The sequence below is a fragment of the Aquidulcibacter paucihalophilus genome (assembly GCF_002105465.1).
In the GTDB taxonomy this organism is placed as follows: domain Bacteria; phylum Pseudomonadota; class Alphaproteobacteria; order Caulobacterales; family Aquidulcibacteraceae; genus Aquidulcibacter; species Aquidulcibacter paucihalophilus.
In genome coordinates this window covers 1-562 of sequence record NZ_NCSQ01000087.1, presented here as the reverse complement: position 1 = coordinate 562, position 562 = coordinate 1, and the positions used below count along the sequence as shown (strand labels likewise).

The 562-nt window shown below is 55.2% G+C and carries 1 pseudogene; it reads left to right on the top strand.

Annotated features, from left to right (window positions below):
- Positions 1 to 562, top strand: a pseudogene (locus B7364_RS17700) (helix-turn-helix domain-containing protein); the annotation flags it as partial.

Below are 562 nucleotides of genomic sequence, written 5' to 3'. Positions count from 1 at the left end.
AGGCAAAGCGCCGGCCGAGCGTATTATCAAGGATATCCGGCGAGCTACGCGCCGCCATTTTTCAGCTGAAGACAAGATCAGGATTGTGCTGGATGGTCTTCGCGGGGAGGACAGCATTGCTGAGCTTTGCCGCAAAGAGGGCATTGCCCAGAGCTTGTATTACACGTGGTCGAAGGAATTCATGGAAGCAGGCAAGAGGCGTCTGGCTGGGGATACTGCGCGGGCTGCCAACACGGGCGAAGTTCAAGACCTGCGCCGTGAAGCACGTGCTCTGAAGGAATGCGTGGCTGATCTGACCCTTGAGAACCGCCTGCTCAAAAAAAGCATGATCGGAGATGGGGACGAAGACGCATGAGGTACCCAGCATCTGAAAAGCTTGAGATCATCAGGCTGGTCGAACAATCGCATCTATCTGCCAAACAGACGCTGGATAAATTGGGCATAGCCCGGCGGACGTTTTACCGCTGGTATGACCGCTTTCTTGAAGGTGGGCCTGAAGCGCTGGAAGACAAGATATCGGCACCCGCCCGCATCTGGAACCGTATTCCAGTTGCCATTCATG